This is a genomic window from Dorea formicigenerans (assembly GCF_025150245.1).
GTDB lineage: Bacteria > Bacillota > Clostridia > Lachnospirales > Lachnospiraceae > Dorea > Dorea formicigenerans.
The window spans coordinates 837,039-863,026 of the sequence record NZ_CP102279.1; the positions used below are offsets into that span (position 1 = coordinate 837,039).

Consider the following 25,988-nt stretch of genomic DNA (forward strand, 5'->3'; position numbering starts at 1 on the left):
TTTGCGGATATGTGCTGGCTGAAAATAAGCGCAGATTTGCAAAAGATATACAGAAACAATGAGGTAAGAGAGGAAAAAACTTGGGGAAAAAGACAATAGAAGAAAATACGATCACGGAGGGGATTATCTGGAAGCAGCTTCTGATATTTTTCTTCCCGATCATGCTGGGAACTTTAATCCAACAATTATATACAACCGTGGATACGATTATCGTCGGACGTTTTGTGGGGAAAGCGGCATTAGCCAGCGTAGGCGGTCCGGCGGCTGTTTTATCAACGATTGTTGTTACATTTTTTAATGGACTGGCAAATGGAGCGGCAGTTGTCATTGCGCAGTATTACGGAGCGAAAGACAAAGGAAGACTGCATACAGGACTTCATACTGCATATTTATTTTCCATTGTGGTCAGCCTCGTAATATCTGTAGTGGGAGCAGTGCTGACACCATGGCTGCTTAAGATCATGAACACTCCACAGGATATGATGGCATCATCAACTACATATTTACGCATTTATTTTATGGGAATCTTATTTACGCTGGTCTATAATATGGGAGCGGCAATCATGAGAGCAGTCGGAGATTCCAAAAGACCGCTTCTTTATCTGGTGGTCTGTTGTGTACTGAATATAGGTCTGGATATATTCATGGTAGTTATATTAAAAATGGGAATTGCAGGAGCAGCACTGGCAACCGTATTTTCCCAGTGTGTCAGCGCATTTCTTGTGACCTGGTCTTTGACAAAAGACTATGATTCTATGAAACTACAATTCAGAGAACTTCGCATGGAAGCATGTGTTCTAAAAAGAGAGTTGAAAATCGGTATACCGGGAGCTCTGCAGGCATGCGCTTATGGAGTGACCAATGTAGTCATTCAGGCATCAATCAATAGCTTTGGAACGGATACTGCAGCAGGATGGGCGGCTTATGGAAAATTAGATTTGATTTTCTGGACAGTATCCAGTGCACTGGGAGCTGCGGTCACAACATTTGTCGGACAGAATTATGGCGCAGGTAAGTGGGACCGGGTATATAAGAGTATCCGGGTAAACATTGGTATTTCTTATGTATTTACAGGTATGATCATCTTTACATTGTATGCATTTTGTGAGCCAATGTATCACATGTTCACAACGGATCCGAAGGTGATCGACATAGGTGTGTATATGCTCCGGTTTCTGGTGCCGAGTTATCTGCTCAGCATTCTGCTTGAAAACCTGGACGGTGGACTTCGCGGAGTCGGAGATGTACTGTGGCCTACGATATTTACATTTGGAGGATTGTTTTTAATACGACTCCCGTGGGTTATGATTCTGACTCCGATTTATCATAAGGTGGAGATTTTGCTGATCAGTTATCCTATTGCATGGGGAGGAACACTTCTATTCGTAATACCGTATTATTTCTGGAAGAAGAAAAAGTGTTTTAACAAAATATGCAGTGAAAAATAAAACGAAATTTATGGATTTTTGCGAAATAATTCTCAAAAGTCAAAAAATTCTTTACAAATAAGCAATAAAGTATTATTATACAAAAAAAGATAGAAATCTTCAGGGCAGGGTGAGATTCCCTACCGGCGGTAAAGCCCGCGAGCCGAGAGGCATGATTCGGTGAGATTCCGAAGCCGACAGTATAGTCTGGATGAGAGAAGAAGACGGTACATATAGTTTTAGTTATGAATGCGGTATCGAGGCTCTGAGATGGTAGACCATTTCAGAGCTTATTTACTTTCGCAGATAATTAGTCATGAAGTTGTGATTAAAGTACCAGTGAACAAAACCCCTGTAGATCATCTGCAGGGGTTTTGTTCTAAGATAAAAAGAAAGAAGGAATGTATGTGACAGACCAGGATTATATGAAACGTGCAATAGAACTTGCAAAAAAAGGAGAAGGATGGACGAATCCTAATCCGATGGTCGGAGCGGTCATCGTAAAGGATGGACGTATTATCGGCGAAGGCTATCATGCCAGATGCGGAGAGTTGCATGCGGAACGAAATGCAATTGCTTCTCTCACTGAATCAGCCGAAGGGGCAACGCTGTACGTTACATTGGAACCATGTTGTCATTATGGAAAGACGCCGCCGTGTACGGAAGCAATTTTAGAGCAGAAGATAAAAAAAGTAGTGATTGGATCCAGAGACCCAAATCCGAAAGTGGCAGGAAAGGGAGCGAAGATATTAAGAGATGCCGGTGTAGCGGTTGTGGAAGATTTTATGAGAGACAAATGTGATGAATTAAATCCAATATTTTTTCATTATATAACGACCAAAACACCGTATGTAGTTATGAAGTATGCAATGACGTTGGATGGAAAAATTGCAACAAAGACAGGAGCTTCAAAATGGATCACCCAAGAAGCCGCACGCAGAGAAGTACAGTATATGCGTCATCGGTATATGGGAATCATGGTCGGGATAGGAACGGTACTTGCTGATGATCCAATGCTGAATGTCCGGGTAGAAGGGCTTAAAAGTCCGGTCAGGATTATCTGTGACAGTAAGTTAAGAATTCCACTGGACAGCCAGATTGTAAAAAGTGCGAGGGAGTACCGGACGATTGTAGCCTATGCAGATCTGGAGAATGTAGAGAAGAAAAAAGAAATTTTGCAGACAATGGGAGTGGAAATCGTATTTTGTCCGGATATGAAAAAACATGTTAATCTGAAGCATTTGATGGAGTATCTGGGAAAAGAAAATATCGACAGCATTTTACTGGAAGGTGGAGGAACTTTAAATGACAGTGCATTACGGGCCGGAGTTGTCCAGGAGGTGCAGGCATTTATTGCACCAAAAATCTTTGGCGGAGCAGGAAGCCGGACTCCGGTGGATGGAATTGGGATAGAGCTTCCGTCTCAGGCAGCGGTACTAAAGTTCAAAGATATCTGCCAGATTGGAGAAGACCTAAAAATTACCTGTCAGGTCTTAAGAAAAGAACAGGAGGAATTATGTTTACAGGAATTGTAGAAGAAGTGGGAAAAGTCCGTTATATTCAGTTGAATGGGAATTCAGGGGTATTGGCGGTGAAGGCAGCAAAAGTACTGGAAGGTACGAAAATCGGAGACAGTATTGCGGTAAATGGAGTATGTCTGACAGTCACTTCCCTGCAGCCTGACGGATTTACGGCAGATGTCATGGCAGAGACGATCAGAAGGAGCAGTCTTGGAAATTGTAAGATTGGAAGTTATGTAAATCTTGAACGGGCAATGGCAGCGGATGGAAGATTCGGAGGCCATATTGTGAGCGGTCATATTGACGGAACAGGAGTTATCAGGTCAATGATCCAAGAGGAAAATGCAGTCTGGGTATCCATTAAAACTTCACAGCGGATATTAGATCTGATCGTGGAAAAGGGGTCTGTCTGCATCGATGGAATCAGCCTGACGGTTGCGAAGGTAGATGATGAAGGGTTTCAGGTATCAGTCATTCCACATACAGGGGAAGAGACGATACTTCTGAAAAAAGCATCCGGAGATCTTGTGAATCTGGAAAATGACATAATCGGAAAATATGTAGAAAAATTAATGGGGATTGGAAAAAAAGAAGAGTCCAAATTGGAACATGAGAAAAAGACAGGAATTACAATGGAGTTTCTGGAAGAATTTGGATTTTAAATATACAGCAACAGAAAAAGAATAACGGAGGAAGAACAGATGGAACAAAAGTATCAATATAATACAGTAGAAGAGGCAATCCGGGATTTACAAGATGGAAAGATCATTCTTGTTACAGATGACCCGGACAGAGAAAATGAAGGAGACATGATCTGTGCTGCTCAGTTTGCGACCCAGGAAAATATTAATTTTATGGCAACGCATGCAAAGGGACTGATCTGTACGCCGATGAGTGCAGAACTGGCAGCAAAGCTTAATTTTCCACAGATGGTTTCAGAAAATACCGATAATCATGAAACAGCATTTACGGTATCGATTGATCACGTAGATACAACAACCGGTATATCGGCAGCAGAACGTGCATATACAATGATGAAATGTGTGGATGATACATCAAGACCAGAAGATTTCAGAAGACCGGGCCATGTATTCCCGCTGGTGGCAAAAAAAGGCGGTGTACTTGTGCGTAACGGTCACACAGAAGCAACGACAGATCTTGTAAGACTGGCGGGGCTGAAAGAATGTGGCGTATGTTGTGAAATCATGAAAGAAGACGGAACGATGATGCGTACATCAGAACTCTGGGAGCTGGCTCATAAGTATCATCTTACATTTATCACAATCAAAGATTTGCAGGATTATTTAAGAATTCATGAAAAGCATGTAAAAGAAGAGGCGGTGGCAGATCTTCCAACACAGTATGGAGAATTTAAGATTCATGGATATGTGAATGACATTACAGGAGAGCATCATCTTGCTTTGGTAAAAGGAGAAATCGGGGAGGGAGAAAATGTACTTTGCAGAGTCCATTCAGAATGCCTGACCGGAGATGCTTTTGGTTCTCTTCGCTGTGACTGCGGATTGCAGCTTCAGACGGCAATGCGCCAGGTGGAGGAAGAGGGAAGAGGAATCATTCTCTACATGAGACAGGAGGGAAGAGGAATCGGACTGATCAATAAAATCAAAGCATATGAACTTCAGGAACGTGGATATGATACAGTCGAGGCGAATGTTCAACTGGGATTTGCCCCAGATCTCAGAGAGTACTGGGTCGGAGCTCAGATTTTATCAGACCTGGGCGTGAAATCCTTAAGACTTCTTACCAATAACCCGGATAAAGTCTATGGGCTTCAGGATTTCGGACTGGAAATTAAGGAAAGAGTACCATTAGAGATCCAGCCACAAAAATATGATCTGAATTATATGAAAACAAAACAGGAAAAAATGGGACACATTTTCAAAGAAATACAATTATAAAAAAGAATGCAGGAGGAAGAAGAACATGAAACAGATTCAGGTAATTGAAGGAAAAGTAGTAGCACCAGAGGGAATGAAAGTCGGAATCGTAGCAGCCAGATTTAATGAAATTATTGTCAATAAGTTATTAGGCGGAGCTGTTGACGGACTTGTGAGACATGGTGTAGAAGAAGAAAATATTACAGCAGCATGGGTGCCGGGAGCATTTGAAATACCAATCACAGCGCAGAAAATGGCGCAGTCAGGAAAGTACGATGCAGTCATCTGCGTAGGTGCAGTTATTCGTGGAGATACATCTCATTATGATCTGGTATGTAACGAGTCAGCAAAAGGAATTGCACAGATCGAGCTTGCAACAGGTATTCCTGTTTTATTTGGAATCATTACAACAGAAAATATTGAACAGGCAATTGCACGTGCCGGAAGTAAAGCTGGAAATAAAGGTTATGATTGTGCGTTATCAGCAATTGAGATGGTGAATCTGATAAAACAGTTATAAAATTTGACTTTTATTCTTATACAAAGTAAAATAAACTATGTATGTCTTTTTAAAGATGTACATAGTTTATTTGTTTATTGGAGAATGAAAATGTTTGAAAAGAATAAAGAAAAAATGAAGGAAAAAATGGAGCCGGATAAAGTGCTTCGTTTTGCGATTGTTGCGGTAATCCTCTTGTTTTTGATCGGTGCGCTGATTATTGGAACACGAATGATGAATCCGCGAGTGGATGCAACAGAAGGAGTAAAGAAACTGACAGAACTGGAAGATGCCAATGTTCAGAAGATTGATGCCAAGATTCAGGAATTAGAGCAGACAGAAGCAGATGAGGCGGCAGCGTGGAAAGCAAAGTCTGCAAAAGAAAAAATGGATGGCTGCATTGTGCTTGGCGACAGTACTGCACTTGGCTTCAGACAGAATGACATCTTGAGTAAGTCGCAGGTGAAGTCAAAGGATGGAGCAACGGTCAGCGATGCGGAAGGTTCCGGATTAAATGAGCTTTTGACAGCCGTAACAGAAGCAGAGACTGCACCACAGAAGCTTATCCTCTGTATCGGAAGAGGAGATGTAGCAGTCAGTGGAGAGACAGCGGATGCATTTGCAGCGAATTACAAAAGCTTTGTTGAGCAGGTGAAAGCAGCATTGCCGGATACGAAAGTTTATGTATGCAGTATCCCGGCATACCTGTCACTGACAAGTACAGGTGATGAGACAGGTTCAGCCGATTCAGATACTGATTCAGATTCAGATACTGATTCAGATTCAGATGCTAAAGATACAACTGACAACTCGGATCTTAAGAGCAGTACAGATTCTAAGAGCAGCACAGATTCTAAGAGCAATAGTGATAGTGATACATCATCAGATGATAGTAGTTTGTCCAAGATGAGTACCGCGCTGGATGTAACTTCATACAATGAAGCTTTGAAGGCTCTTTGTAAGGAAGAAAAAGTGAAATATGTAGACACAACAGATCTTACGGACGCTTCTTATTATGGGGAGGACGGAAGTACAATGACAAAAGCCTATTATGAGGCTTGTATTAATAAAATTCTGGAGGCAGCGTTTAGAAATTATGTTATTCAATAGTATCGCATTTATATGTGTATTTTTACCAGTTATTTTCATATTGTATTATCTGCTTCCGGGAAAGATAAAAGACATTGCCCTGGTTGCAGGGGGAGCAGTTTTTTTTGCATGGGGAGCCCCGGTCAATCTGGTCGTTCTGGCATTTTTTATATTGTTTAATTATGCTGTAGGAATTCAGATGGAAGGCTACATGCGAAGAAGAAGGAGTACGGAGCAGTTATTTGCTGGAAGCATACTGATTAATATTATAGTATATGTGTTCTTTGCATTTATCGGACAACGCGTGGGCTTTATTTCGGAAGTGCCGGTCGGAATAGGAATCTGTATCTTACAGGTGCTTTCTTATCTGATTGAGATTCACCGGGGAAATGTAAAGGCTCAGAAAAGTATTCTGGATTTTGCTGTTTACATAGCAATGTTTCCGTTGTTCCTGGCAGGACCGGTCGTAAAATATCCGCAGATCCGAAAGGAATTAAAGACTCGCAAATTGTCCTGGGCAAAGGCTGGCGAAGGAATTGCTTTATTTGTATGTGGTTTTGCAAAGAAAGTTATCATTGCAGATTACCTGGCAGATTCATTCACCAAGATCATGTCTTTGAAGGCAGGCGAGTTGTCTGTGTTTGGTGCATGGCTGGGATGTGCAACCTTCATGTTCCAGATTTACTTTGCGTTCAGTGGATATTGTGATATGGCAGTGGGACTTTGCAGAATGCTTGGATTTGATGTGAAGAAAAATTTCCGCTATCCATATGTAGCACGTAACATAACAACATTTGTACGACGTTTTAACAGCTCTGTTTTTGCATGGTTCTGGGATTACATCTGTGAACCACTCTGGGGCGGCTGGCTTGGAACACTTGTATCCGGAATTCTGATGGGACTTTGGTATGCAGGTATGTGGAAGAATGCACCGTGGCAGGTAACGGTCACAGGTGGATTGCTCTGGGGTATCTACCTTGCATTCTGGCAGATCGTGGAGCGTTATGCATTGCCATTTTTAAAGAGATTACCACCTGTGCTTGGACAGATTTATACATGGTTTTTCACAGCGCTTGGCTGGGTATTTTTCTTCGGTAAGACACCGGCAGCGTCATTTGGTTATCTGAAAGTGATGTTTGGATTTGGCGGAGGCGATGTGGTTGGTATCATGGGAAGATATCTTTTCCTTGGAAATGTGCTCGTTCTTGTAGTGGCATTTCTTGCAAGTACACCACTTCCGAATCTTATCTGGAAGAAGATTCTGGTATTTGGAAAGAAAGATAAAAAAGAAAAGAATAAAAAACGTCTGGAGCGAGGCAGAAGTGCAGTATTTGTATTCGCAGCCGTGATTATGATCCTGTGTCTTGTGAATGTGACAGGAGCAGGAAGGACATTTTTCAAAGAGACGGTGAAAGATACCCAGGCGAAACTGGATACAGTTCTTGGAAGACGGGACGTGAACGGTGTGTACCGAGGAAAGAACCAGTATCTTCTGGCGGATATTAACAAGCTGGATGAAAAGAAGATTCAGGCAAATGTGGACGCGATTACAGCGCTTGCCGAGGATTATTCCGATGTGCCGATGTATATGGCACTGATTCCGGATGCTGCAAATGTATGGGCAGATAAGCTTCCTTCTTATGCTCCGGTGGAAGATCAGACAGTGCAGATTGCACAGATTCAGAGCATGCTTGGAGACAGTGTGAACTGGATTGATGCACAAGGTGTTCTAAATGCGAATAAAGATAAGGAAATTTATTACCACACAGATTCCCGCTGGACAACGCTTGGAGCTAGTCTTGTATGGCAGCAGATTGCTTCAGATCTGGGGCTTGACACTTCGAAAGCACCGGCTTTAAAACCTTATGTAGTGACCGGTGATTTCAGTGGAAATCTTTCCCGAACAAGTGGATTTGAAAGTGGATACCGTGAACCGATTTACGCATATTTAACGGAAAATGCTTCCGACAACACGCAGATGGTGGCAAGTTATGAGTCTGAGGGCATAAAGACAGCAGAGCTTTATGACCGTACAAAACTGGACGAACCTGATGCGTATGAAGTATTTCTCGGTGGAGATTATGATAAAATAGATATCCGCACGACAGCAGACAGCACGGACCGGCTGCTTCTGGTGAAGGATTCCTTTGCAGACTGTATGATTCCATTTTTAATTCCATATTACAGGGAGATCATCGTGGTAGATGCAGATTATTATCAGAAGCATGTGTCGGATCTGTTAGATAAGAATAAAATTACAAGTGTGCTGTTTTTGTACGATTGCAATAATTTTGTACAGGATGACAAGCTGAGTAGTATTTTGACAACGGATAAGGCAGAATAGGAACTGCAAAGTAATTGGAGTGTTAGTAAATGATAAGATTAAATAAATACCTCAGTGAGGCAGGTGTCTGCTCCAGAAGAGAGGCGGACCGTCTCATAGAGGCGGGACGTGTGACGGTGGATGGTGTACGGGCTGTACCGGGCATGAAAGTGTCAGAGGAGCAGAAAATCTGTGTCGGGAAAAAAGTGATCCAGGGTGCAGAACAGAAGGTTGTTCTGGCAGTCAACAAACCGGCAGGTATCGTGTGTACCGGGGATATGAAAGTGAAAAATAATATCATACGTTTCCTGCATTATCCGGTGCGCGTAACCTATGCAGGAAGACTGGATAAAGATTCGGAAGGCCTCCTTATTATGACAAATGATGGAGAACTGATCAACAGTATGATGCGGGCGAGATATCATCATGAAAAGGAATATCATGTCCGCGTGGATAAAGAAATTACTTCAGAATTTGTGCGGCAGATGTCAGAGGGTGTGCATATACAGGACGTGGAAAAGAATCTGGATGCGGTAACAAGACCATGTGAGGTAAAGCAGATTGGAAAGTACACATTTTCCATTATTCTGACACAGGGGCTGAACCGTCAGATCCGGAGAATGTGCGAAGCACTTGGATATAAAGTGACAAAGCTTGTAAGAATAAGAATTATGAATGTAGAACTGGGAAGCTTAAAGAGTGGAGCAGTGCGAAAAATAGAAGGACAGGAGTTAAAGAAGCTATATGAACAGGCAGGAACGCATGAAGGAACTGGTGGAGCTTTTGAATAAAGCATCAAAAGCATATTATCAAGACGCAGAAGAAATCATGAGCAACTATGAGTACGACAAGCTTTATGATGAACTTCAGGAATTGGAGCGTGAGCTAGGGATCACACTTTCCAACAGTCCGACGGTGCGAGTCGGATATGAAGTGGTCAGTGAACTCCCAAAAGAACGGCATGAAAGCCCAATGCTTTCTTTGGACAAGACGAAAGATGTAGAGGAATTAAAGAATTTTGTGGGAGATCAGAAGGCACTGATGTCCTGGAAAATGGACGGACTTACCATTGTTCTGACTTACCGGGGCGGACATCTTTTTAAGGCAGTCACTCGTGGAAATGGAGAAGTAGGCGAGGTCATCACAAACAATGCAAAAGTCTTTAAAAATGTACCGCTTCAGATCAGCTATCAAGGTGAGCTGATACTGCGCGGCGAAGCAGTGATCGGCTATAAAGATTTTGAGAAGATTAATGAACAGATTCAGGAAGCAGAAGCCAAATATAAAAATCCGCGTAATCTCTGCAGTGGTTCTGTACGCCAGCTGAACAGTGAGATTACAGCAAAAAGAAATGTAAAATTCTATGCATTTACACTGGTCAGTGCAAAAGATGTGGATTTCCACAATTCCAGAGCCTGTCAGATGGAATGGCTGAAAGAGCAGGGATTTGAAGTAGTAGAATACCACGAAGTAATAAGAGACACAGTAGAGGCGGAAGTTATTAAATTTTCAGAAAAAATTGCCGAGAACGATTTCCCGTCCGACGGACTTGTGTTAGTATATGATGATATAGCGTATGGAAGATCACTGGGGCGGACGTCTAAGTTTCCACGAGATTCATTTGCATTTAAATGGGCTGATGAGATTCGCCAGACAAAGCTTTTGGAGATTGAGTGGAGTCCATCTAGAACAGGACTCATCAATCCGGTCGCTATCTTTGAACCGGTGGAGCTGGAGGGAACGACAGTGAGCCGTGCTAGTGTCCACAACATCAGTATTATGGAAGAACTGGAACTTGGTGTGGGGGATGAGATTGAAGTTTATAAGGCTAATATGATCATTCCGCAGATTGCACAGAATCTGACAAGAAGTGGTGTGAAAGATATTCCAAAAGTCTGTCCGGTCTGTGGCGGCAAGACAGAGATTCGCCAGGTCAGCAATGCAAAAGCACTGTATTGTACCAATCCGGAATGTCAGGCAAAGCATGTCAAAGCATTTGCACTTTTTGCGAGCCGTGACGCTTTGAATATTGAAGGTTTGTCAGAGGCAACGCTGGAGAAGTTTATTGACCGTGGATTTATAAAGGAATTCACAGACATTTTCCATTTGGATAAATGGCAGGAAGAGATTCAGACTATGGAAGGTTTTGGAGAAAAATCCTACAAGAACCTGATCGCAAATGTGGAGAAAGCAAAAGTGACGACACTTCCGAAAGTAATCTATGCACTTGGAATTCCGGGAATTGGTCTTGCAAATGCGAAGGTCATCTGCAGAGAATTTTCCGGTGATGTGGATCGTATGATTCATGCTACTGCAGAAGAACTTGCAGAGATTCAGGGAGTAGGCGAAGTACTTGCCGGCGCATTTGTAACTTATTTTCAGGATGAGAAGCATGTAGAAAGCTTAAAGCGACTGATTGCAGAGCTTGAGATTCCAAAGGAAGAAGAATCAGAGAGTCAACAGATCTTTGCCGGAGTGAACTTTGTTATTACCGGAAGTGTGGAACATTTTGCAAACAGAGGAGAGGTCAAGGAACTGATTGAGAGCCTGGGAGGAAAAGTTACGGGATCTGTCACTTCCAAAACAAATTACCTAATCAATAATGATGTGACATCGACTTCATCAAAGAATAAAAAAGCAAACGAACTGGGAGTTCCGATTATTTCGGAGGAGCAGTTCATTAAGATGGTAGAGGAACAAAAGTAGGAAAGAAGGGAAAGAACCATGTCTGAACAGGATTATGTAGATACAATTGATAACAACGATAATAATAGCAATGACAATCATAACGATGATGAATATGAGAAAGTCTGCTTTGTCTGCCACAGACCAGAGAGTGTGGCTGGAAAGATGATCAATCTTCCGAACAATATGTGTGTGTGCAATGACTGTATGCAAAAGAGTTTTGATGCTATGAATAATATGAACTTCGGTGGTGCGATTGATTATAGCCAGCTTATGAATATGCCGGGAGTTCAGTTCTTAAATATTGATGATATGAGCCAGCAGATTCCAAAGCAGCAGCGCGTGAAGAAGAAAAAAGAAGGCGAGAAGGCAACGCCGCTCGTTGACATTCATAACCTTCCGGCACCGCATAAGATCAAGGCGAGCCTGGACGAGTATGTAGTCGGACAGGAATATGCCAAGAAAGTGATGTCTGTTGCTGTATACAACCATTACAAGCGTGTGGCAACGGATTCTATGGACGACATTGAGATTGAGAAATCTAACATGCTGATGATTGGACCTACAGGTTCCGGTAAGACTTATCTTGTCAAGACGCTGGCAAGAATTCTGGATGTGCCGCTTGCGATTACAGATGCTACATCTCTGACGGAAGCAGGTTATATTGGAGATGATATCGAAAGCGTTGTATCCAAGCTTCTGGCAGCAGCGGATAACGATGTGGAAAAAGCAGAACAGGGAATCATTTTTATTGATGAGATTGATAAGATTGCAAAAAAGAAAAATGCGAGTCAGCGTGATGTCAGTGGAGAGTCCGTACAGCAGGGAATGCTGAAGCTTTTAGAAGGAAGCGAAGTGGAAGTTCCGGTTGGAGCTAATAGTAAAAATGCGATGGTTCCGCTCACAACAGTCAATACAAAGAACATTTTATTTATCTGTGGAGGAGCATTTCCGGATCTGGACAGCATCATCAAAGAGAGACTTACAAAGCAGTCTGCAATTGGATTTGGCGCAGATCTGAAAGATAAATATGATCATGATAAGAAGATTCTTGAGAAGGTAACAACAGAAGATCTTAGAAACTTTGGTATGATCCCGGAGTTCCTGGGACGACTTCCGGTAGTCTTTACATTACAGGGACTCACAGAAGATATGTATGTGAAGATTCTGGAGGAGCCAAAGAATGCAATTCTGAAGCAGTATCAGAAACTTCTTGCACTGGATGAAGTGAAGCTCGATTTCACAGAAGGTGCATTACGTGCAATTGCGAAAAAGGCAATGGAGAAGGATACAGGAGCGAGAGCCCTTCGTGCGATTATCGAAGAATTTATGCTGGATATCATGTATGAAATCCCGAAAGATGACAGCATTGGTCAAGTGACGATTACACAGGAGTACATAGAAAATACTGGTGGTCCGATTATTACACTGAGAGGGCAGGAAGTGCCGAGATTAGAAAGTCAGGCATAGATAGTAAGGTAGTTATAAAAATATAGAAGATAATGCCCAATAATAAAATAAGAAAACATCTCATATACATATGAAAAGTATACGAGGTGTTTTCTTTTTTATGAATGATAGTTATGGAGAAATAAATACGTTGCTAAAGACACGAAAAAATACAAAAAACAATGTTTTAAAGGAGAGAGTGATAGCAACACAGCAGAAGGAGGAAGAGAAAGGAGATACTTCATGCCGTGAAAAAATCCTCTCTCAGGATTTTCGGGATTTTATTATCCCGAATTACCGGTTAGATCAGGAACTGGTCTATCCCAAGAGCCAGATTTGTGTGCAGAGCCTTGGCTTTGGCTATCGTGTAGCATATGTGGATCAAAGTCTAGGGGAAGAACTAAGCATTGCGGCTTATGGTTATAACAGCATTCCAAATTGCTATGCACTGTTGGATATGGAAGCTATGAATGAGACAGGAATCAGTGTGCTTCAGAATTACCCGGGTCTTAATCTTCGAGGAAAAGGAATTATGATTGGATTTTTGGATACAGGAATAGACTATGAAAATGAAATCTTTCGAAACATAGATGGAAGCAGTCGAATCACGGCGATATGGGATCAGACTGACCAGAACGGTCAGCCACCGGATACATTTACATATGGAAGTGAGTATACGAATAATCAGATTAATCAGGCACTGAAAAGTGACAATCCAAAGGAAATTGTGCCAGTAAGCGATGAAAATGGACATGGTACATTTTTAGCAAGTGTGGCAGCAGGTGGAGAAAATATCCAGGAAGGTTTTACCGGGGCGGCATCAGAGGCTGAAATTGCAGTAGTGAAGTTAAAAGAAGCGAAAGATTATCTGCGAAAATTTTATGGAATACGACAGAAGGCAGTGTGTTATCAGGAGACAGATATTGTGCAGGGACTTCGGTATCTGCATCTTCTGGCACTGAAAAAACAGAAGCCCCTTGTTATGTGTGTGGCTCTTGGAACGAATCTTGGCGGACATAATGGAATGTCCAGTTTGTCGCGGATTCTCGGAAGCTATTCCAGACTGGTAGATCGGTGCGTGGTTATCGGAGGAGGAAATGAGGCAAATGAACGACATCATTTTCAGGGAAAACTGAATCAGGTAGGAGAGGTTCAGGAAGTGGAAATGCGTGTCGAAAGTGGAAATACGGGATTTGTAGCAGAATTATGGGGGACCATTCCCAATATTGTGACAGCGTATCTTATATCTCCGTCTGGGGAGAGAAGTCCGGTGATTTCCATTCGGCAGGGAAGTCGCTATCAGCTTACATTTCCCTTTGAGCAGACGGTTGTGGATGTGGAATACCAGTTGTTTTTGCGGGATGGAAGATCCCAGCTTTTGTTTTTGAAATTCGATCGTCCGGCACAGGGTATCTGGAAGATAGGAGTACAGTCGCTGGGGCGTGCAGATGGAGAGTTTCACATCTGGCTTCCGGTGCGGGAATTTCTTGATGGAAATGTATATTTTCTGGAGGCAAGTCCGGACGTGACATTGACAGAGCCTGCGAATACCGATGATCCAATCACGGTTGCTTATTACAGGGGAGCAGATAAGAGTGTTGATATTAATTCTGGCAGAGGTTATACTAGAGACAAGAGAATAAAACCTGATTTTGCAGTTCCAGGAGTCCAGGTTTTGGGAGCAGGGGTAAATGGAACATTTGTAAGGCGAAGCGGTTCCAGTGTGGCAACGGGAATCACAGCCGGAGCCTGTGCGATGATCATGGAATGGATTTTGAACCAGCCGATTCCGACAAGAGTTACCACAAGTCAGGTGGCAAATATTATCATATTAGGAGCACAGCAGAACACATTTTCAGAATTCCCGAACCGACAGTGGGGCTATGGAACGATGGACCTGTATCAATCGCTGGACAGATTGAGAAGATTATAACAGATAGGAGAGGTACAATATGGCAGACTTTTTTGAGCAGTTAGGAAAGAAAATTTCAGACGTAGCAGAGGACTTTGGAAAGAAGACGGAAGATACCCTGGAAGTGCAGCGTATCAAAAGCCAGATTCGTTCTCTGGATCGTGCCAATGAAAGGGATTACATCGAAATCGGAAAGAAGATTTATGAAAAATTCAAAGCAGGAGAAGTGGCGGACTTAGAGTACATTGCCCTGTGCGAATCAATCGAAAAGAGAGAGGAAGAAGCAGTACAGTGCCAGGAGGAGATACGCAAGATTCAGGAGGTATAGCAGATGTTATTGATGGCAGCAGGAGGACTTCTCGTTGTGCTGGTGTGCGTGGACATGGGCATTAAGCAGTACATTGAGGAGAATTTTGAAGAAGAGGAAGAACGGGAGACAATTCTGGACAAAGTTGTGCTCCGGAAGGTTTATAATAAAGGCTTCTGTTTTAATACACTGGATAAGAAGCCGGAGCTGGTGAGAAAGACATCTGGTATCTTGTGTGCCGGGCTTGCAATTTATGATGCATGGCTCTTTCTCAAAAAAGGGAAATGGCTCAGAAAATTCGGCATGGTATTTTTGACAGCCGGTGCAATCAGTAATACCTATGACAGACTGATTCGTGGAAAAGTCATTGATTATATCGGAATCCAGTGGAAAAACAGCAGATTTCGAAGACTCACCGCGAACCTGGCAGATGTGTATGTAGTAATTGGGGCAGCAGTGACAGGCGTAGCGAAGATATTCCGAAGATAGAAAAAGCATTCTTAAATAAAAATAGTGTGTAGGTCATTGCAAAGATAATCTACACACTATTTTTTATGATTATTTTAATTATGGTTTCAAGAATTATTTCTTATTGCTCTTTACTTCCTGAAGCTTCATAGCGCGAACCTTAAGCGGCAGTCCGAACAGATTGATAAATCCGTCAGCGTCGTGGTGGTCATAAAGGTCACCAGTTGTGAAGCTTGCAAGAGACTCATTGTAAAGTGAGTACGGTGAAGTTGTTCCGGCTTTGATGATGTTACCTTTGTAAAGTTTGAATTTCACTTCTCCTGTTACGTACTCCTGAGTTGACTCAACAAATGCCTGGATTGCCTCGCGAAGTGGTGTAAACCATTTTCCTTCATAAACAACCTGAGAAAGTTTATTTCCCATATCTTTCTTAACTTCTGTCGTAGCACGGTCAAGAACTAACTCCTCTAACTGCTGATGTGCCTCGTAAAGGATTGTTCCGCCAGGTGTCTCATATACACCACGGGATTTCATACCTACAACACGGTTCTCTACGATGTCGCAGATACCGATTCCGTGTTTGGCACCGAGCTCATTAAGTTTCATGATGATCTCAGATACTTTCATCTGCTGTCCGTTTATACTTGTTGGTACACCTTTTTCAAATGTCATGGTTACATATTCACCCGCATCCGGAGCTTTTTCTGGTGTAACACCAAGTACGAGCAGATGCTCATAGTTTGGCTCGCAGGAAGGATCCTCAAGCTCAAGCCCTTCATGGCTGATGTGCCATAAGTTACGGTCACGGCTGTAGCTGTGGCTGGCATCAAATGGAAGGTCGATACCATGTGCTTTACAGTAAGCAATCTCGTCTTCACGGGATTCCATCTTCCAGAGATCTGTCATTCTCCAAGGAGCAATGATCTTGATGTCTGGAGCAAGTGCTGTGATACCAAGCTCGAAACGAATCTGGTCATTTCCTTTACCAGTAGCACCGTGGCAGATTGCTACAGCACCTTCTTTTCTTGCAATTTCAACTAATTTCTTAGCAATTGCCGGACGAGCCATAGCTGTTCCGAGTAAATATTTATTCTCATATACTGCATGAGCCTTTACACAAGGCATGATGTAGTTGTCGCAGAAATCATCAATGATATCCTCGATGTATAATTTGGAAGCACCAGCCATCTTTGCTCTTTCTTCCAGACCATCTAACTCCTCGCCCTGTCCACAGTTAATGCAGCAGCAGATTACATCATAGCCAAATGTCTCTTTTAACCACGGAATAACAGCAGTTGTGTCCAGTCCGCCTGAATATGCTAATACGACTTTTTCTTTCATTTTCGAAATCCTCCTAATGTATCATTTACTTTCTATTCTAATAAGAAAATATCTTATTTGCAATCGCAAATCATACTATACACCTAAATTCATAAATATGCAAGAAAAAAATGGAAAAATCTTTTTAATATGCAAAATATGCATTGGAAATGTATAAAAACGGAGAGTTGTATAAATGAAGAAACAGGAAGAAAATAGTAAATACAAGAAAAATAAAGAAAATACAGAAAAAATATAAGCACTAATCCTATTAATATGATATGCAATATGTATAAACATTAACAATAAATATAAGGGATTTAATGCATTTATCAATTGGACGTGTCGAAAAAAAGAAACTAAAATAGAAGTTGTAATCTAAAGACGAGAGTTATGTTATTGGAGGAGGAAAAAAAATGAATTTAACAGGCTCAAAGAAAACACTTGCGTTGGCAGGTGTGATATGCGGACTTGTAGCAGCATGTCTTGCATATTTTGGTAACCCGGCAAATATGGCATTCTGTATCGCATGTTTTATCCGTGATACAGCTGGTGCAATGGGGATGCATCAGGCTGAAGCAGTAATGTATGCAAGACCAGAGATTATCGGTCTGGTTCTTGGTGCATTTATTATTTCAATTGCGACAAAAGAATTCCGCTCTACAGGTGGATCTTCACCGATGATTCGTTTTGTACTTGGTGTGATCATTATGATCGGAGCACTCGTATTCCTGGGATGCCCGCTTCGTATGGTACTTCGTATGTCAGCCGGTGATTTAAATGCATGGGTAGCACTTATCGGATTTATTCTTGGAGTAGCAACTGGTGTATTTGCTCTGAAACAGGGATTCAGCCTTGGAAGAGCACAGGCAACAACAAAAGCAAGTGGAGCAGTACTTCCGGTCATCGTTGTTGGAATTTTGATTCTTGCAACATGCACATCACTTTTGAAAGTAAGTGCGGCTGGTCCGGGAAGTTTACACGCACCAATCATTATGTCTCTTGTAGGAGGCCTGATCTTCGGAGCTATGGCTCAGAAATCAAGAATGTGCTTTGCAGGTGGAATCCGTGATGTCATTATTATGAAGAACTTTGATTTATTATCTGTTATTGGCGGACTTTTCGTTGTAATGCTGATCTTCAATATTGCAACAGGAAAATTTGTAGTAGGATTTAACACACCAGGAGTTATTGCACATTCTGAACACTTGTGGAATATCCTTGGTATGTATACAGTTGGATTTGCAGCAGTTCTTGCAGGTGGATGCCCGCTTCGTCAGTTAATCCTTGCAGGACAGGGATCTTCTGATTCAGGAGTCACTGTAATCGGAATGTTCGTAGGAGCAGCAATCTGCCACAACTTCGGACTTGCAGCAAGTGGAACAGCACTTAACCCGGAGACAAAAGCTGTTGTAGCCGGAGCAGTTCCAACTAACGGAAAAGTTGCATGTATTCTTTGCATCGTAGTTCTGTTCATCATAGCATTTACATGCAAGAGAGAGACAGCTAAGAAATAAGAACAGAAAGAAATTCAGATGAAATAATTATAACAGAATAGCTGAAAATAATGTCTGAAAGGAGTATATAGATATGGTAGAAGTAGATGCAAGAGGACTTTCCTGCCCAGAGCCGATCATGTTGACAGCAGAGGCTCTGAAGAATGAAAAAGGTCCAATTAAAGTATTGGTAAGTGAGCCGGTACAGAAAGAAAATGTTGAAAAATATGCAAAGAGTCAGGGAAAGAAACCAACATCAAAGGAAGTTGGGGACGAGTTTGAAATCGTCATTGAATAAGATTTCCTGATTTAGGCATCAGACGCATATGGAAGTTCAGGAGCAGTCGTGAAAACGGCTGCTTCTTTGCATATATCTTTGCACATATCTCGCACATATCTATCTACAGAAAATGCTTGACATATATCAATTGTCGATATACTATATAGATAACCGATATATCGATTGCCGATATAAAACATTGTTTTAATGATGAAAGTCAATTTATATCAGTTATATCGGATAAGATGTGTCGGCAGGGTAGATATGAATGCAAAAATCAGAACTGATTAAAAAGATTCTGAATTGAAAAAGAAAGGGGAGGTATAAAATGGCAGTAGATAAAAGCCTGGTGTCCGGAAGCACGATGATGTTGATTCTTAAGCTTCTGGAAGAGAAAGACATGTATGGTTATGAGATGATCGAGACTTTGAGGGAGAAGTCAGAGAATGTATTTGAGTTAAAAGCAGGAACATTATATCCGCTCCTTCATGGACTGGAGGAAAAGGAGTTTGTAAAGTCTTACGAGCAGGAAGCGGGTGGAAAGACAAGAAAGTATTATTCCATAACAAGAGAAGGAAAGAAGCAACTCCGGGCAAAAGAAAAAGAATGGAAAGAATACGCCGGAGCAGTGAGAAATGTTCTGGGAGGTGTATGCTTTGGATAGACAGGAATATTTGAAATCTTTGACGGAACAGATTCGTACAAAGCGTGCGCGAACCATGGTCGCGGAGGAAGTAGAAGCACATATTGAAGACCAGAAACAGGATTTCATGGCTCATGGATTAGGTGAAGAAGAAGCCGAGTCGATGGCTGTAGTGGAGATGGGAGATCCAGTGGAGGCAGGCGTGAAGCTTGACCGGGTGCACCGCCCGAAGATGGAATGGACAGTTCTGATGGCGATTTTAATTATTAGTATTATGGGACTGATCCTACAGGCGGTAGTTACTTCGTCTTTTCCAACAATGAATATGAGTACACTGGAAGCTTTCAAAGATAACTTTTTGTATGGCGGAATTTGGAGTGCAATGTTAATAGGAATTGCGGTCATGTTAGGAATCTGTTATCTGGATTATTCTATATTAGTAAAGTGGTCATTTCCAATTTGGGCAGTCATGCAGATACCGGCAGTCTTTTCTATAGTTAGTAAGCTCTTTTTTGATGAAACAATGTGGATTGGACCGATGGTCAATGGCAGAAGTATAGTTCAGATGTTATTGTCCTATCTGGTCATTCCCTTTTACGCAGGGACAATTTATCATTTCCGCAGAAAAGGAACGAAAGGACTGATCATTAGTACCGTGTGTCTTGGAATATCAGTACTTACCGATTTGATGATACCATTTATGTCATCTGCAGTTGTTACAGGAATTACAGGGCTGGTCTTACTGCATGTGGCGGTCTGTAAGGGCTGGTTTGGAGAAAATAAAAAGAAATTTTTGACCAGGATGTGGGGTGTGATTGGAATCTGCCTGCTACTGATGTCCGGAATAACATTTTGGTGTAATGGACGTTTCGTTACAGATTATCAGGTACATCGACTGGAAGCTTTAATTACCGGAGAACACTGGGATTATACAAGAGGTGCGGTTGCAGACGTAGCAAATGCTGCAAAAGATCCAAACTCAAGTAAATGGCATGAGTCGCAGTCTTCCGGGAAACTAGAAGTAACGGATCCATATAATGGTGCCACAGAAGTAGAAGCTGTCACGCTTTATAATTATGCAAGAAATGATTATATTTGGACATACCTGTTCCATTATTTGGGAAATGTAAAAGGAGTTTTTCTGGTTGTAGTATTTGCGGTATTTATGGCTCTATTGCTTCGAATGGCGGTAAAACAGAAGAATCGCCTGGGATATATGCTCAGCATCGGCTGTGTAATATTTTTGATTTTACAGTCATTGTTCTATATTGGAGTAAATGCAGGACTTTATCCGATTAGCGGAAATTATATGCCATTTTTATCTCATGGAAATATGACCATGATGATTACTTACTTTTATATGGGAATATTGTTGTCCGTGTACCGGAATACCAACGTCGTGAAAAATTAGTTGACAATATAGAAAAAGGCATATATCATATAAAACATATAGGAAAAGAAAGTATATGAAAGATTGGAGATGCCTGATATGACGAGAGCGGAAGCCTGGGAACTATTAACAGAATATAATCAAGACGAATTTCACTTGCAGCATGCACAGACAGTAGAGAATACGATGCGCTATTTTGCAAAAGAACTAGGATATGGAGAAGAGGAAGAATTCTGGGGAATTGTAGGTCTTTTACATGATCTGGATTTTGAAAAATATCCAGAAGAGCATTGTATCAAATCTCAGGAAATTATGAGAGAGAGAGGAGTCGACGAACGTGTTATTCATGCGACGGCAAGTCATGGATATGCAATTACGGTTGATATTCAACCAGAGCATGAGATGGAGAAGGTGTTGTATGCAGTAGATGAACTGACAGGGCTTATTGGAGCTGTAGTGCTTATGCGCCCATCGAAAAGCGTGCAGGATCTGACGCTAAAGTCGGTAAAAAAGAAATATAAAAGCAAGAATTTTGCGGCTGGATGCTCAAGAGAAGTCATAGAAAGAGGAGCAGATATGCTTGGATGGACCCTGGATGATCTGATTCAAAGAACCATCGATGCATTGAAAACATTTCAGGAATAGAGAAGAAATACTAAAATATAGGAAATTTAAGAGGTTAAAAGAGGATGCAGTATTCAAAAAAATGAGTGCTGCCTCCTCTTTTGCTATAGATAGTAAATTATATTTTTCCTGTATGTAATAATTTTAAAATTTTCTCGGCATCAAAATCAGGTGCCTGGTTCATGGCAAGGTCATAGATTGGCTGAATAGTATCAAGCGGTTCCAGCAAATCAGTAGCTATCTGAGAAACAGAAAAGTTTTTGATTATCCTTTTAATAACTTGTTTGATTAAGTAGAGCTGCTCGCCTTCAATACGGCCAGCACGTTCCCCTTCTTCACGGCTGATGCGCCGGGTCTCCTGTACATCATATGCTTCAAAAGAATCAAACATCATATGGAACTGCCTCCTTGTAATATGGTCTGTAAGGTCATTGATTTCTTCAGCAGGGACATTGATTGTATGAAGAAATGCTGAAAATACAGAGCCCATAAGCTCTAAAATGTGTGGTGGTGTATTCTGTGTCAATTGGTTCCAGTAGTCTTCTGGAATCTCTTTTAAATGCTTGAAATCAGAGGAACTCTTGAGCTTGTTAAGAATGAAAATAGCTGAGAGTTCATCACCTTTTTCAATTAAATCTTCTTGAGAATACTTATTCAAAGGAACGATTAGATATTTATAATCTGGAATGAATTCTTCAAAGATATCACTCATGAATACCCGGTCTTTAAAATGTAATGCAGAAGTCCATTGTCCCGTGCCTTCATAATAAATAATTGGCAGGATTGGCGGATATAAAAAATCTTTGGATTCCGTAATTCCAGGATGTAACTTTTCCTGTGTGGCAGTGTAATCAGTCCAGACATAAACCATGTATCTGAGCAGTCTGAAAGACATGTCAGCATCTGCTTCTGATTGATGTTCAATAAGTGCAATCAGATAAAGCTCTGTGTTTTCAATCTGAATTTTCTTCACAATGTCAGAATCACGGGATTCCTGAAATAAAGGAATAAAATGTGAAGAAACGTCTTCAATATCCTCTGGCTTTATGTTCATGAAAAAAGGAATATCCGTGTATCCTTTTAGAAATTGGGCACAGAGTGTCGAGTCTCCGAATACAATCTTGGCTGCATTGTCATGAATCTTTGAATTGTGTACCCCATGTTCAGTTGTCTTGTTGGTAGTTTCCATAGCGCTCCTCTCTGAGCAAATGTAAACTAAAAACTTTCTGAATATATTTTAACATTGTAAGTATAAAAAGACAATATAGAAATTGAATGAAAATAAATTCTATACAAAAGGGATTTGTCAAAAATTCAGAAGTACCGTAACATTTGCCCGGTGTGCATGCAACTTGTGCAAGTGCAGGGGCACTTAAAGTTGCGGTGAATGAGTAACATCATCAAAAATCTGAGTGAATTCTTTGCTGAAAAAGCAATGAAATTCAGAAACGAAATCCTGGCTGTGGATTTCCATGGGCGTTGAAACATAATGAAAATATCGTGCCCGAAATTTGATGTAGATGTAGTGTAGCACAGATAAAGAGTGAGGGCAATAGATGCAACAAAATGTTGCAGGAGATTTTGTGGGAACATATAAACATAGGTTTGGAAATGCGATAAGATAGTGGTTTGATTATAGATAAAACAAATAAAATGATATTAGTTATAGAAAATGTGCGATGTGTACAAAAAGAAAATATGAATTGTAGAAATTAAACGCTGAAAAATAAAAAAAGCATATTTATAATAAACAACTGTGATAGACATGATGTAGGAAAATATTTTTGATTGACATAAATGTTATAAGTACCTATCGGAAATTTAATGAAAAAGGAGAAAACTAAATGCATGATATAAAAATTCATGATGTTTCATTTTCTTATGCAGGCAGTGATAAGTTAGTTTTGAAAGACATTAATGTGGATGTAGAAGGTGGAGAATTCGTTTGTATTCTGGGACAATCTGGTTGTGGAAAGAGTACTTTGTTGCGCCTGATTGCTGGGTTGGAAGATTGTACAACAGGTGAAATTTTAGTCGATGGAGAAAAAATACATGGTGCAAGTTTGAATCGAGGAGTAGTATTTCAGGATTATGGCTTGTTCCCTTGGAAAACAGCCGGAGCCAATATAACGTTGGCATTAAAAAAGAAATTTCCGGACTGGGATAAAAATCATCTGAAAGAAAGAACGATTGAGCTATTAAAAGCGGTAGGATTAGATGAATCAGTTTACCGTAAATACCCTAAAGAATTGTCTGGTGGCATGAAACAAAGATGTGCGATTGCCAGTGCATTTGGAATTGACCCACCAATTCTTCTTATGGATGAACCGTTTGGTGCACTTGATGCCGTAACCCGTTCCATGCTTCAGGATATGGTATTAAAACTTTGGGAAAAACAGGAAGATAAAAAGACGGTCTTTTTTGTAACACACGATGTAGATGAAGCAATGATTTTGGCTAATCGGATTATTGTGCTTGGACAATCACCAAGTAATATAATTTTTGATGTAAAGATACCAGATGAGAAACGTACTACGAGAGATTCCAGATTTGAAGATCCAGAGTCAATTAAACTTAGAAATGAACTGCTTCGTCAAATTAATCAAGATGTGGAAGCACATGTACAAACCGTGCAATAATAGAGAAATCTATTTGCAAATAAAAATATTTAACTAAAAAGGAGAGAACAAATGAAAAAGAGAATTATCTCACTTCTTCTTGCAGCAGCAATGACTTTCAGCCTTACAGCATGTGGTGGAAATTCATCTGATGATAAAAAGGAAGAGACAAAAACAGAAAACACAGACAACAAAGAAACTCCAGAAGTGGATACAATTCACTGGGCAAGAGCAAATAGTGGAAATATTCTTGTTACAATTGCAAAACAGCAGGGATATTTTGATGAAGTTGGAATCAATGTAATTGAAGATCCAGTTGAGTCTTCAACAGCAGCACTTCAGGCACTTCAGGCAAAACAGGTTGATGTAACATCTAACCAGGGAACAAATAACCCGCTTCAGTTTATCTCCACAGGTTCTGATTTTTCAATCGTTGGTGGCTATATGCTGAAAGGTATGTATATTATTGGAAAGAAAGATACTCAGTATAAAGATGTTACAAGTCTGAAAGGTTCTAAATTTGCATATGCAGGGGTACATCCGGTAGTAGGTATGGCATTATTAGATGCAGGAATTGATCCTAATAATGATGTTGAATGGCTTACATATAGTACAAACAGTGACCGTCTTGCAGCAGTAGTTTCCGGAGAAGCTGACTATGCAGTACTTAGTGGAGACCAGTTATATGCAGTAGGTAATAATGATCAAATTGAGATTAAAGCATGGTTAGATGATCTTGTACCAAACTATGGATGCTGCCGTATGAACATGAATACTGATTTTGTAAAGAAGAATCCTACAACTGTAAAACTTCTTCTGAAATCTCTGATTCGTGCTGAGCAGTGGTATCTTGCAAATAAAGAAGAGTGTGTAAAAATTCTTGCAAAAGAAATCGGTGCAGAAGAAGATTATGTTGCAGCATATCTGTTAAATGATAATTATGTTTCCAGTGTAGATCCGTGTAAGAATTCTGTAGTTAAGACATGGGAGGCTATGATTAAGATGGGATTCATTGATCAGGCAGATGCTGACAAAATCAACATTGAAGATCATATTAACACAGAACTTTACAAAGAAGCTCTTGATGAGTGTGTAGCAGAATATCATGATGAAGATCCAGATTTCTATGATGGAAGAGTTAAATTCTTTGAAGAAAACGATCAGTAATAAGAGATAATTAACAAATAACTCAATTCCGCCGTTTTATACTGCGGAATTGGGTTTTTTAAGAAGGTAATGGTTCGGAGGTATCTATGCGAAAAGTTTTAAAATTTATAAAGGATTATTGGATAACAGGTTGTATTTATCTGGCTATGTTTTTTGGGTACAAGTATATCGCAGATAACCAGCTTTTTGGTGGATATCTTTTCCCTGCGGTAAGCAAAGTTGCAAATTCTTTTAAAGAAAATATTGGTACATTATTTATGAATATGTTTTATTCATTTCAATTAATGATTCCAGCTATTATTATTGCTGTTGTAATTGCGATAGTTGGTGGGACTATTCTTGGGATGAGTAAAAAAATTCGGAAAGTGGTTCATCCGGTGGTTTACTCAATTAGTGTAATTCCATCTATTTTGATGTCCCCATTTGCGCTGCTTATGGCTCCAAGTTTTAGAATAGCTTCTTTGTTCCTGGTGGTCTACAATACAATTTGGGCTACATTTTTTGCTACAATTAATGGTATTATGACGATAGACAAAGTTTATCTTGATAAAGCAAAAACTTTGGAGTTAAATCCGGTAGAAAAGATGTTTCAGGTAATCTTACCTGCAGCAATGCCGTCTATTATGTCAGGGTTTATTACATCTCTTAGAGGATCCTTTGTAGTGCTTGTATATGCTGAAATGTATGGCGCAAAATTTGGTATGGGATTTTATGTAAAAAAATTTGCAGAATATGGACTTTACAGTGAGGCGTGGAGTGGCTTCATTTTCATGGTTGTAGTTCTGGTTATTGTTATGCAGATATTCGAAAAAATGAAAAACCGTATTTTAAGATGGACAATTAATTAACAGAAAGACAAAGGAGGCAAATAAA

The 25,988-nt window shown here is 40.7% G+C and carries 23 protein-coding genes and 1 riboswitch; of the genes, 21 read left to right on the forward strand and 2 right to left on the reverse strand.

Going from position 1 to position 25,988, the window contains the following annotated elements:
* Nucleotides 1–80: 80 nt before the first annotated feature.
* The 13 genes from NQ560_RS04275 to NQ560_RS04335 all read left to right on the forward strand — a co-directional run bounded on the left by NQ560_RS04275 (nucleotide 81) and on the right by NQ560_RS04335 (nucleotide 15,598).
* The gene (locus NQ560_RS04275) at nucleotides 81–1,448 is read left to right on the forward strand and encodes an MATE family efflux transporter (RefSeq protein WP_005330641.1); all 1,368 of its coding nucleotides are present in this window, start codon (nucleotides 81–83) and stop codon (nucleotides 1,446–1,448) included.
* Between the two features lie 91 nt (nucleotides 1,449–1,539).
* A riboswitch (FMN riboswitch) is annotated at nucleotides 1,540–1,654 on the forward strand.
* A 180-nt stretch (nucleotides 1,655–1,834) separates the two neighbouring features.
* Nucleotides 1,835–2,962: a bifunctional diaminohydroxyphosphoribosylaminopyrimidine deaminase/5-amino-6-(5-phosphoribosylamino)uracil reductase RibD gene (gene ribD / locus NQ560_RS04280; RefSeq protein WP_040015246.1), complete on the forward strand. Its 1,128-nt coding sequence runs from the start codon at nucleotides 1,835–1,837 to the stop codon at nucleotides 2,960–2,962.
* Nucleotides 2,944–3,609 (forward strand): riboflavin synthase, encoded by a 666-nt coding sequence (ribE, locus tag NQ560_RS04285; protein WP_005330649.1) that lies wholly within the window; start codon nucleotides 2,944–2,946, stop codon nucleotides 3,607–3,609. The genes ribD and ribE overlap by 19 nt, the downstream gene beginning before the upstream one ends.
* Nucleotides 3,610–3,648: 39 nt before the next feature.
* Nucleotides 3,649–4,866 (forward strand): bifunctional 3,4-dihydroxy-2-butanone-4-phosphate synthase/GTP cyclohydrolase II, encoded by a 1,218-nt coding sequence (locus NQ560_RS04290; protein ID WP_005330652.1) that lies wholly within the window; start codon nucleotides 3,649–3,651, stop codon nucleotides 4,864–4,866.
* 25 nt (nucleotides 4,867–4,891) lie between these two features.
* The gene (gene ribH / locus NQ560_RS04295) at nucleotides 4,892–5,365 is read left to right on the forward strand and encodes a 6,7-dimethyl-8-ribityllumazine synthase (protein ID WP_005330655.1); all 474 of its coding nucleotides are present in this window, start codon (nucleotides 4,892–4,894) and stop codon (nucleotides 5,363–5,365) included.
* 90 nt (nucleotides 5,366–5,455) lie between these two features.
* On the forward strand, nucleotides 5,456–6,454 hold the full coding sequence (locus NQ560_RS04300; RefSeq protein ID WP_154104206.1) for an SGNH/GDSL hydrolase family protein: 999 nt from the start codon (nucleotides 5,456–5,458) through the stop codon (nucleotides 6,452–6,454).
* Nucleotides 6,441–8,777 (forward strand): DHHW family protein, encoded by a 2,337-nt coding sequence (locus NQ560_RS04305; RefSeq protein ID WP_005330660.1) that lies wholly within the window; start codon nucleotides 6,441–6,443, stop codon nucleotides 8,775–8,777. Before NQ560_RS04300 ends, NQ560_RS04305 begins: the two co-directional genes overlap by 14 nt.
* A 29-nt stretch (nucleotides 8,778–8,806) precedes the next feature.
* Nucleotides 8,807–9,547 carry a pseudouridine synthase gene (locus NQ560_RS04310; RefSeq protein WP_005330663.1) on the forward strand — a complete coding sequence of 247 codons (741 nt, stop codon included), beginning with the start codon at nucleotides 8,807–8,809 and terminating at the stop codon, nucleotides 9,545–9,547.
* Nucleotides 9,501–11,462 carry an NAD-dependent DNA ligase LigA gene (gene ligA, locus NQ560_RS04315; RefSeq protein ID WP_040015241.1) on the forward strand — a complete coding sequence of 654 codons (1,962 nt, stop codon included), beginning with the start codon at nucleotides 9,501–9,503 and terminating at the stop codon, nucleotides 11,460–11,462. The genes NQ560_RS04310 and ligA overlap by 47 nt, the downstream gene beginning before the upstream one ends.
* Before the next feature lie 18 nt (nucleotides 11,463–11,480).
* The gene (gene clpX / locus NQ560_RS04320) at nucleotides 11,481–12,911 is read left to right on the forward strand and encodes an ATP-dependent Clp protease ATP-binding subunit ClpX (RefSeq protein WP_005330668.1); all 1,431 of its coding nucleotides are present in this window, start codon (nucleotides 11,481–11,483) and stop codon (nucleotides 12,909–12,911) included.
* Between the two features lie 100 nt (nucleotides 12,912–13,011).
* On the forward strand, nucleotides 13,012–14,823 hold the full coding sequence (locus NQ560_RS04325; protein ID WP_207635660.1) for a S8 family peptidase: 1,812 nt from the start codon (nucleotides 13,012–13,014) through the stop codon (nucleotides 14,821–14,823).
* Between the two features lie 19 nt (nucleotides 14,824–14,842).
* A complete protein-coding gene (locus NQ560_RS04330; RefSeq protein WP_005330671.1) occupies nucleotides 14,843–15,130 on the forward strand; it encodes a hypothetical protein in 288 nt (95 codons plus the stop codon).
* A 3-nt stretch (nucleotides 15,131–15,133) separates the two neighbouring features.
* Nucleotides 15,134–15,598: a signal peptidase II gene (locus tag NQ560_RS04335; RefSeq protein WP_040015242.1), complete on the forward strand. Its 465-nt coding sequence runs from the start codon at nucleotides 15,134–15,136 to the stop codon at nucleotides 15,596–15,598.
* Between the two features lie 93 nt (nucleotides 15,599–15,691).
* On the opposite strand, the gene NQ560_RS04340 is transcribed toward NQ560_RS04335, so the two are convergent.
* Nucleotides 15,692–16,918, reverse strand: a complete 1,227-nt coding sequence (locus tag NQ560_RS04340) for an argininosuccinate synthase (RefSeq protein ID WP_005330680.1) — start codon at nucleotides 16,916–16,918, stop codon at nucleotides 15,692–15,694.
* A gap of 395 nt (nucleotides 16,919–17,313) precedes the next feature.
* Here NQ560_RS04340 and yedE point away from each other — a divergent pair, with 395 nt between their 5' ends.
* The 5 genes from yedE (at nucleotide 17,314) to NQ560_RS04365 (ending at nucleotide 21,351) form a co-directional block, all read left to right on the forward strand.
* The gene (yedE, locus tag NQ560_RS04345; RefSeq protein ID WP_005330685.1) at nucleotides 17,314–18,414 is read left to right on the forward strand and encodes a YedE family putative selenium transporter; all 1,101 of its coding nucleotides are present in this window, start codon (nucleotides 17,314–17,316) and stop codon (nucleotides 18,412–18,414) included.
* A gap of 73 nt (nucleotides 18,415–18,487) precedes the next feature.
* Nucleotides 18,488–18,691, forward strand: coding sequence for a sulfurtransferase TusA family protein (locus NQ560_RS04350; protein WP_005330688.1), 204 nt, complete (start codon nucleotides 18,488–18,490; stop codon nucleotides 18,689–18,691).
* 310 nt (nucleotides 18,692–19,001) lie between these two features.
* Nucleotides 19,002–19,337, forward strand: coding sequence for a PadR family transcriptional regulator (locus tag NQ560_RS04355; protein WP_005330690.1), 336 nt, complete (start codon nucleotides 19,002–19,004; stop codon nucleotides 19,335–19,337).
* Nucleotides 19,321–20,727 (forward strand): FtsW/RodA/SpoVE family cell cycle protein, encoded by a 1,407-nt coding sequence (locus NQ560_RS04360; RefSeq protein ID WP_227086879.1) that lies wholly within the window; start codon nucleotides 19,321–19,323, stop codon nucleotides 20,725–20,727. The genes NQ560_RS04355 and NQ560_RS04360 overlap by 17 nt, the downstream gene beginning before the upstream one ends.
* Before the next feature lie 78 nt (nucleotides 20,728–20,805).
* The gene (locus NQ560_RS04365; protein ID WP_227086862.1) at nucleotides 20,806–21,351 is read left to right on the forward strand and encodes a hydrolase; all 546 of its coding nucleotides are present in this window, start codon (nucleotides 20,806–20,808) and stop codon (nucleotides 21,349–21,351) included.
* Nucleotides 21,352–21,448: 97 nt separating this feature from the next.
* On the opposite strand, the gene NQ560_RS04370 is transcribed toward NQ560_RS04365, so the two are convergent.
* Complete coding sequence (locus NQ560_RS04370; RefSeq protein WP_005330700.1) at nucleotides 21,449–22,519, reverse strand: Rpn family recombination-promoting nuclease/putative transposase; 1,071 nt, start codon at nucleotides 22,517–22,519, stop codon at nucleotides 21,449–21,451.
* A 655-nt stretch (nucleotides 22,520–23,174) separates the two neighbouring features.
* On the opposite strand from NQ560_RS04370, the gene NQ560_RS04375 reads away from it, so the two are divergent.
* The 3 genes from NQ560_RS04375 to NQ560_RS04385 all read left to right on the forward strand — a co-directional run bounded on the left by NQ560_RS04375 (nucleotide 23,175) and on the right by NQ560_RS04385 (nucleotide 25,963).
* Entirely contained in the window at nucleotides 23,175–23,969 is a 795-nt protein-coding gene (locus NQ560_RS04375) for an ABC transporter ATP-binding protein (RefSeq protein ID WP_005330702.1), read from the forward strand.
* Nucleotides 23,970–24,020: 51 nt separating this feature from the next.
* Nucleotides 24,021–25,115 (forward strand): ABC transporter substrate-binding protein, encoded by a 1,095-nt coding sequence (locus tag NQ560_RS04380; RefSeq protein WP_005330704.1) that lies wholly within the window; start codon nucleotides 24,021–24,023, stop codon nucleotides 25,113–25,115.
* Nucleotides 25,116–25,201: 86 nt separating this feature from the next.
* Complete coding sequence (locus tag NQ560_RS04385; RefSeq protein WP_005330705.1) at nucleotides 25,202–25,963, forward strand: ABC transporter permease; 762 nt, start codon at nucleotides 25,202–25,204, stop codon at nucleotides 25,961–25,963.
* Nucleotides 25,964–25,988 lie beyond the last annotated feature (25 nt).

What these genes read in the sequence shown, in the direction of transcription:
- ribE (WP_005330649.1), top strand. Translation starts at nt 2,944, where the DNA reads ATGTTTACAGGAATTGTAGAAGAAGTGGGAAAAGTCCGTTATATTCAG.
- NQ560_RS04290 (WP_005330652.1), top strand. Translation starts at nt 3,649, where the DNA reads ATGGAACAAAAGTATCAATATAATACAGTAGAAGAGGCAATCCGGGAT.
- ribH (WP_005330655.1), top strand. Translation starts at nt 4,892, where the DNA reads ATGAAACAGATTCAGGTAATTGAAGGAAAAGTAGTAGCACCAGAGGGA.
- NQ560_RS04300 (WP_154104206.1), top strand. Translation starts at nt 5,456, where the DNA reads ATGTTTGAAAAGAATAAAGAAAAAATGAAGGAAAAAATGGAGCCGGAT.
- NQ560_RS04305 (WP_005330660.1), top strand. Translation starts at nt 6,441, where the DNA reads ATGTTATTCAATAGTATCGCATTTATATGTGTATTTTTACCAGTTATT.
- NQ560_RS04310 (WP_005330663.1), top strand. Translation starts at nt 8,807, where the DNA reads ATGATAAGATTAAATAAATACCTCAGTGAGGCAGGTGTCTGCTCCAGA.
- ligA (WP_040015241.1), top strand. Translation starts at nt 9,501, where the DNA reads ATGAACAGGCAGGAACGCATGAAGGAACTGGTGGAGCTTTTGAATAAA.
- clpX (WP_005330668.1), top strand. Translation starts at nt 11,481, where the DNA reads ATGTCTGAACAGGATTATGTAGATACAATTGATAACAACGATAATAAT.
- NQ560_RS04325 (WP_207635660.1), top strand. Translation starts at nt 13,012, where the DNA reads ATGAATGATAGTTATGGAGAAATAAATACGTTGCTAAAGACACGAAAA.
- NQ560_RS04330 (WP_005330671.1), top strand. Translation starts at nt 14,843, where the DNA reads ATGGCAGACTTTTTTGAGCAGTTAGGAAAGAAAATTTCAGACGTAGCA.
- NQ560_RS04335 (WP_040015242.1), top strand. Translation starts at nt 15,134, where the DNA reads ATGTTATTGATGGCAGCAGGAGGACTTCTCGTTGTGCTGGTGTGCGTG.
- NQ560_RS04340 (WP_005330680.1), bottom strand. Translation starts at nt 16,918, where the DNA reads ATGAAAGAAAAAGTCGTATTAGCATATTCAGGCGGACTGGACACAACT.
- yedE (WP_005330685.1), top strand. Translation starts at nt 17,314, where the DNA reads ATGAATTTAACAGGCTCAAAGAAAACACTTGCGTTGGCAGGTGTGATA.
- NQ560_RS04350 (WP_005330688.1), top strand. Translation starts at nt 18,488, where the DNA reads ATGGTAGAAGTAGATGCAAGAGGACTTTCCTGCCCAGAGCCGATCATG.
- NQ560_RS04355 (WP_005330690.1), top strand. Translation starts at nt 19,002, where the DNA reads ATGGCAGTAGATAAAAGCCTGGTGTCCGGAAGCACGATGATGTTGATT.
- NQ560_RS04365 (WP_227086862.1), top strand. Translation starts at nt 20,806, where the DNA reads ATGACGAGAGCGGAAGCCTGGGAACTATTAACAGAATATAATCAAGAC.
- NQ560_RS04370 (WP_005330700.1), bottom strand. Translation starts at nt 22,519, where the DNA reads ATGGAAACTACCAACAAGACAACTGAACATGGGGTACACAATTCAAAG.
- NQ560_RS04375 (WP_005330702.1), top strand. Translation starts at nt 23,175, where the DNA reads ATGCATGATATAAAAATTCATGATGTTTCATTTTCTTATGCAGGCAGT.
- NQ560_RS04380 (WP_005330704.1), top strand. Translation starts at nt 24,021, where the DNA reads ATGAAAAAGAGAATTATCTCACTTCTTCTTGCAGCAGCAATGACTTTC.
- NQ560_RS04385 (WP_005330705.1), top strand. Translation starts at nt 25,202, where the DNA reads ATGCGAAAAGTTTTAAAATTTATAAAGGATTATTGGATAACAGGTTGT.